The 6,409-nt window shown below is 45.0% G+C and carries 6 protein-coding genes and 1 pseudogene; all 7 read right to left on the reverse strand.

Going from position 1 to position 6,409, the window contains the following annotated elements; all coding sequences use genetic code 11:
• Positions 1-116: 116 nt before the first annotated feature.
• Positions 117-284: pseudogene (locus H8S52_RS19185) on the reverse strand (DNA primase); the annotation flags it as partial.
• Positions 285-495: 211 nt separating this feature from the next.
• Positions 496-1,563 carry an AAA family ATPase gene (locus H8S52_RS19190; protein WP_117463820.1) on the reverse strand — a complete coding sequence of 356 codons (1,068 nt, stop codon included), beginning with the start codon at positions 1,561-1,563 and terminating at the stop codon, positions 496-498.
• An 11-nt stretch (positions 1,564-1,574) separates the two neighbouring features.
• Positions 1,575-1,883 (reverse strand): DUF3853 family protein, encoded by a 309-nt coding sequence (locus tag H8S52_RS19195; protein ID WP_005654521.1) that lies wholly within the window; start codon positions 1,881-1,883, stop codon positions 1,575-1,577.
• A 221-nt stretch (positions 1,884-2,104) separates the two neighbouring features.
• Positions 2,105-3,169 carry a hypothetical protein gene (locus H8S52_RS19200; RefSeq protein WP_115485124.1) on the reverse strand — a complete coding sequence of 355 codons (1,065 nt, stop codon included), beginning with the start codon at positions 3,167-3,169 and terminating at the stop codon, positions 2,105-2,107.
• Between the two features lie 12 nt (positions 3,170-3,181).
• Complete coding sequence (locus H8S52_RS19205) at positions 3,182-4,468, reverse strand: YhcG family protein (protein ID WP_007756662.1); 1,287 nt, start codon at positions 4,466-4,468, stop codon at positions 3,182-3,184.
• A 63-nt stretch (positions 4,469-4,531) separates the two neighbouring features.
• Entirely contained in the window at positions 4,532-5,815 is a 1,284-nt protein-coding gene (locus H8S52_RS19210; protein WP_007756660.1) for a site-specific integrase, read from the reverse strand.
• A 405-nt stretch (positions 5,816-6,220) separates the two neighbouring features.
• Positions 6,221-6,409: transposase (locus H8S52_RS19215; RefSeq protein ID WP_032935031.1), on the reverse strand; the 189-nt coding region annotated here is incomplete at its 5' end.

Below are 6,409 nucleotides of genomic sequence, written 5' to 3' on the forward strand. Positions count from 1 at the left end.
TGCTTTTGTCACCTTTGGATTTCTCCTCCAGCTAAGTCGTTGAGGATAGGTCTGTTGAACTCTAACCTAATCTCTTGCCATAGAGATATTTATTGTGTAGCCTATATGGGCGCATCGAAGTCGTACCACTGGTTGCGTTCGGTGTTCACTTTGAAGGAAGCCTCTGTTTCTTCCCTCAAGGGAGATTTGTACCAAAGGTTGATACCCTGCTGTTTGACGGGTGAATACCCCAGGCTGTGCAGGTAGTCAGCCAGATTGATTTGTTTTGCAGTCTCGATGTTCATAAGGAAATCGTTTTTAGTGAGTGCTTTGATTATTTCTCTTTTTGCCCGCAACTCTTAAAAGTATGCGGTCAGTACAATCACTTCACTAAACTCCTAATATATAGACCCTCGGAATAAAGTGAAGTGATTTGTCTGTTTCTGAAATCACTTCACTAAATTGTCGTATATATAGGATACGGGAATAAAGTGAAGCGATTTTCGGGATTGTCGGCTAATAGTGGTAATCGGGCTTGAAGGAATACTTCCTGCCGTTTTCCTGCACTATCATCCGTTTGTTGCGCAGCATGGTGATAAGCGCCACTGCATTCTGGTGATTCAGTCTAACCCCTTCTGCCAGATAAGTCCTGATTAAGGTGTCTTCCAGCTCCTTGTAGCCGTATTCCTCTTTCAGTGCAAAAGCGGCTTCCAGTGCGGCACGGTGCTGCGGTTCTGAAATATCCTTGTAAGGGTCAAACTTTTCCACCGAGGGTCTTCCCGGCTTCCTTGCTTCCGGCTTGTAGCCTTCCGCAAGTTCGGGCAGGGCTCTGTCGTTGATGCAGAATGCAAAAGGCTCGAAATCCATCGCCCGGATGTGCATGGCGGAAACATGGCTGATGTCGCTGTTCCCCTTGTCCTTTTCCACCAGCAGGACTGTTTCCGCCTTGTTGTTCAGTTCCGTACCAATGTGCCCTCTTGCGTTCTCATCCCCCTTGTTCTGATGCAGTATCGTATGGATATGAATCTGCCTGTCGTCCGTCCACTGCATCAGCTTGGATATGATGCGGGTGGATTCACCGGGGCTGTTGATGTCGTACACCATATCCCGGATGCCGTCTATGATGACCAGCCCAATATCCGGTGAGTGGTAGATAGCCTGTTCTACAATGCTGATGCGCTGTTCCGGGGTGTATTTTCTCAAAGCGAGAAACTCCAGATAACCGCTGTCCCTGTCATCGGGCAATCCTGCCATCCGCAGGATCCGCTTCATCACTTTCAGGCAGTGGTAGGGGCTTTGCTCCGTATCTATATAAAGCACTTTCCGCTTTTCCTCGGGCAGTTCAGCCGCATATCGTAACACGGTACCGTTCTTCAATGCAGCGGCTACGATAGCCGATACATTGAAGGTTTTCTTGCTCTTGGCTTTGCCGATGGATGCGCTGAAATTGCCCAGCGTCCCGATGACAGAGCCGTGTACTTTCAGAATTTCGGGGGCTTTTTCGTAGCATCTTGACAGACTTAGCCGGGATTCCTGCCAGAGGATAACGGCTTGTTCGGGTGATATTTCTTTTATATAGTCCATAATCACCTCCTTTATCTGCGTCCTCCGGTTTTCTTGCCAGCCAGTTCCAGCGCCAGTTCCGCATCCACGATAATCTTGCGTCCAATCTGGGTAATGGCTTTGTCTATCTTTCCGCTTTTCTTGATGCGGTTGGCTGTGGGCAGGCTGCACCCGAAAAGCTTGGCTATGCCGAGTATGCCGTACACGTACTTTCTTTCCGTGTCGGTGGTCGGCTGCGGTTGCGCCTCTGCCTGTACCGAAGCGTGTCTGCTTAGAAAAAGGAACTCTTCGCCTGTCATCTGCCAGACGGGTTTCACTAACAGTTCTTTGAGGTTGTTCATCGTCCGTATGATTACTTGTTTGACAATAGCCCTGCGCACAGGCTGTTTCTTCTGTTCTCGAACGATGCAAAATTAGGTAGGGTTTTGAGTGGTAAGTATGTGGATGATAGATATGGATTGTTCTGTTATATCGCTGAATATCAAGAAATAAAAATACCACTCAAAAATTATTTTGAGTGGTATAAGTGGTCATGTCGTAAAATATATTGGAATATCACGGGTTATCGGAATATTCCGTCCATTTCCTTGGCGAACTTTTGGTTGGGAATACTGGGTAAATCGGAAACGGGTTCCCTGTACTTGGACTTGTAATAGTCTTCATCAATATCCAGGTGTTTCAGGATGGCTTCCTTCCATTTGTCCTTATCCTGCCCCGGCAACTGCTCCCTCATCAGGGAAATCAGATAGCATACCCGTATCTTTTCCCTTGGCTTTATTTTCAGTACGCACTGGCAGGGATGCAGATTCATGCAGGCATAGAAATCCGGTGCGGTAATGTCTTCAAACTGTTCCCCTGCACAAACTTCATGAATTAGGGAAATCAGCTTCATGCTGAAATATTCAGGCAATCCGGCAGTCGTAGCTGTAGTCGATGCGGTTGTAGTTTCAGCTTCCGGCTGGCTGTCTGTACGGCTCTGCCTGTCTGCTTCGTTCGGTTGGCTTTCTTCGTCCGGTACATATTTGGTCAGGATGCCCATGAAGTGTACGCTAAGCAGGTAGATGTCGTCGCAACGGTTTTTCATGTATTGCCGGGCTTCTTTCCAGAGAAGGGTTTGCTGCTCATAAAGATGCTCCAGTTGGGCTTTCTCCCTTTCATATTCAGCCTTGCAACGCTCATATTCTCTTTCCGCCAGCTTTTCTTCTTCGGGTGTATGCTCTCGGTAGCCAATGGAATCATAGCGGTTGTTGGCTTCGTTCATCGGTTTGCGCAGCCTGTTTACCACTTCCATCTCTTCCTTGATGGTTTCCTTGTAGCGGTCTGCGTATTGGTAGCATACACGTATGATCACTTCGTCATGGAGAAGGCGGTAAGATTCATAAAGCCGTATGTATTCTTTGACTTCCTTTTTCAGACTTTTCAGCAGCAGGGTACATGGTTCTGGCGGTGTATGCAGCACCAGTTCAAGGATAGCTTGCTCAAAAGCCTTTATATCGCTCCATTTCGAGTAGAAATCAACGATGAATTTCTGCTTTTCAAAAGAGAAAGTATGGCTTACAATCCAATCTTTGCAGATTCTGTTCAGCTCCCCGTATTGAGGAATGAGGGTTGTTATCGTTTTCTGCATGGCATACTCTTATTATTGGGGATCCTTGTCAAGGAAAGAAGCCAGTTCTTCTTCCACTTCTTCTACGCTGGGCAACGCTGATTTCAATTTCTCGGGAATCGCCTTGCTCAATTGGTAATCGCTGATGCCGATGGGCTGGTCATAGCCGGAAAGGGCATACTGGGCAACCACTTCGTCCTTTCCTCTGCACAACAAAAGACCGATGGTCTTGTTGTCGTGTTCTCCTCTCAACTTATCATCCACCACGTTGATGTAAAAGTTGAGTTGTCCGGCATATTCCGGCTTGAAAGGAGTGGCTTTCAATTCTATGACAATATATGCGTGCAACGGAATGGAATATAGAATCAGGTCGGCAAAGAAATCGCTGTTTCCGACTTGGAAGTGCTTCTGCCGGGCAACGAAGGCAAAACCGTTGCCCATTTCCAACAGGTAGCGGGTAACGTGTTTCACCAGCTGTTCTTCAATATCCCTTTCGTCTGCTTTTTCTTTGGCTCCTGCCAAATCAAAGATGTACGGGTCTTTGAGTAGGTAATTGGCAAGGTCGCTTTGTGGAGCCGGAAGTGTGGTCGTGAAATTGTTTACCTTGTTGTTGCTGATTTGTCGGCTATACAAATCACTGTCAATTTGCATTTTCAATACATTGCTGCTCCATCCCATTTCCACAGACTGCTTCATGTACCAGTAGCTTAGACCTAAAGGTAGCGAACTGTCAAGTATAGTCATTTGGCTTGTCCAGTTTATTTTGGCTATAGGAGAGGTCAAGAAAACTTCTTCTATTTCCCTGATTCCCATCCTGTAAATGGCAGACACGGTTTTTCCCACATCTTCAAATTGCGCAGGAACTTCCTGCGTAATTGCTAATGATTGACAATCAATCGATTGTATTTGCGCAGTAAGTTCCTGCGTAAATTGCTTGTCATTCAGTTTTAATACTTCATTGGTCACACTCTGTATGGTTGGGACAGACAGGCTTGCATCTGTTTCTATGAAACTTTGCAACGCTCTTAAAGGATATGCTTTTGCAAACTGGCACATATAGGTAAGGTTACGTTCCGAATAGCCTTTCTTTTCAGGGTAATGCAGTCGGATAGCCTTTGCCAACTGCTTGATGATTTTGCTTCCCCATCCGTGCAGCTGCTGGTGATAAAGGATGTAATTGCCTATCTTCCAGTAATGGAACAGCATTTGTGCATTGGCTGCAACAATCAGCCTTACTTGTGCCTGTTCTATTTCCGAACCGACCGCTTGTATGAATGCATCAAAATTCGTTTTCTCTATGTTGGATTCCTTGTTGCTCATATTGTGATGATAATTTCTACAAATATAGTCATTGATAACTATCTATGAAACTGTTTGATACTTTTATAGTTGATTAAACTTGTTCATGGCATTTGCCTTAATATCATCCGCTATGTCAATGTAGGGTTTCATAGCTTTGTAGTCGCTGTGTCCCGTCCATTTCATGACCACCTGTGCCGGGATTCCGAGAGCCAGCGCATTGCAGATGAATGTCCTTCTTCCTGCATGGGTACTGAGCAAAGCGTATTTGGGTGTGACTTCATCAATACGTTCATTTCCCTTGTAGTAGGTTTCCCGTACAGGCTCGTTGATTTCTGCCAGTTCGCCCAGCTCTTTCAGGTAATCGTTCATCTTCTGGTTGCTGATGACGGGCAGAGCCATGTAATTCTCGAAATGGATGTCCTTGTATTTGTCCAGTATGGCTTTGCTGTATTTGTTCAGTTCAATCGTCAGGCTGTCGGCAGTCTTGACTGTGGTTATTTCGATGTGGTCGGACTTCACATCGCTTCTTTTCAGATTGCGAACATCCGAATACCGCAAACTCGTAAAGCAGCAGAACAGGAAAACATCACGCACACGTTCCAGGTATTGCTTATCCTTGGGTATCTGGTAGTCTTTCAGCTTGTTCAGTTCATCCCAAGTCAGGAAGATTACTTTTTTCGAGGTGGTTTTCAGTTTCGGTTTGAATGTATCGTATGCAATGTTCTGATGATGTCCTTTCTTGAAGCTCCAGCGCAGGAACCATTTGAGGAATCCCATTTGCTTGCCGATGGTGCTGTTTCTCATATCCTTGGTATCACGCAGGAAGTTGACGTATTCGTTCAATCCAAACTCGTCGAAATAGTTGAACGTTGCATCCTCCTTGAACTCTTTGAGGTGGTTCCTCACTGCTGCAAATTTTTCATAGGTGGATGCCGTCCAGTTATTCTGGTTACCGCACTCTTTTACAAACTCATCGAATACCTCCCAAAAGCTGACAGGGGCTTCTTCCGGCTGTTCTTCGCTGGTGTCTTTCATTCTCATGTTGAAAGCTTCCTTCAACTGTTGGGTCGTTGGCATGACCTCCTGCACCTCAAATTCCTTGAAAATATTCTGGATTTCGGCATAGTATTTCAGCAAGTCCGTATTGATTTCGGCTGCACTCTGCTTTAGCTTGTTGGTACATCCGTTCTTTACCCGCTGCTTGTCTGCATCCCATTTGGCTACGTCAATCCGGTAGCCCGTTGTAAACTCGATGCGTTGGCTGGCAAAGATGACACGCATACGGATGGGTACGTTCTCTACGATTGGCACACCGTTCTTTTTCCGGCTCTCCAATGCAAAAATGATGTTGCGCTTGATATTCATAATTGGGTGCGTTTGAAATTCTACACCCAAATATACACCCAATTATTGAGATAGCAAAAGACATTTAGAAACATTTAGTTTTACTCTATGTTGTAATTTGCACTTGATTATCAGTTGTTTGCGGTTTTATGAGATTCTGTGAAAGTATAAGTTCGAGAGCCCGTCTCTCCGCTGGAAAAAATGTAAAACAAAGAAAATTCCTGTAAATTAATACTTTACAGGGGTTTTGTTTTTGGTGCGTAGCAAAAATAAGCATATCAAAGCACAAAAAACGTAACGATTTTAATAGAATTAAGGATCATATCCAATCCTTTAATTCTTTATAAAGGAATAATATACCCAATAGATAAAAATGGGTCAGCGGATTTTCGGGTCAGCGGATTTTCCCGGTTGGCAAGCTTTCTTTTAAGCGTATAGCCTAGCCAGTCTGAACATGAAGAATTTCAGATCAGCCACCCCTCTTAACTGGCTTCGAAAAGCTTTGATTTTAGCATTGAACGACTCCGCTGAAGCATTTGTCAATCGTTCTTCAAAATAATTTATGATGGTCGTACTATGGTTTGAAAACGTATCAAGTACCTTGTTGAACTCCAT

This window comes from Bacteroides sp. NSJ-48 (assembly GCF_014287405.1).
GTDB lineage: Bacteria > Bacteroidota > Bacteroidia > Bacteroidales > Bacteroidaceae > Bacteroides > Bacteroides stercoris.

Bases quoted from the DNA above. Each gene is read 5' to 3' on its own strand.
- H8S52_RS19200 (WP_115485124.1), bottom strand. From the start codon at position 3,169: ATGCAGAAAACGATAACAACCCTCATTCCTCAATACGGGGAGCTGAAC.
- H8S52_RS19195 (WP_005654521.1), bottom strand. From the start codon at position 1,883: ATGAACAACCTCAAAGAACTGTTAGTGAAACCCGTCTGGCAGATGACA.
- H8S52_RS19210 (WP_007756660.1), bottom strand. From the start codon at position 5,815: ATGAATATCAAGCGCAACATCATTTTTGCATTGGAGAGCCGGAAAAAG.
- H8S52_RS19205 (WP_007756662.1), bottom strand. From the start codon at position 4,468: ATGAGCAACAAGGAATCCAACATAGAGAAAACGAATTTTGATGCATTC.
- H8S52_RS19190 (WP_117463820.1), bottom strand. From the start codon at position 1,563: ATGGACTATATAAAAGAAATATCACCCGAACAAGCCGTTATCCTCTGG.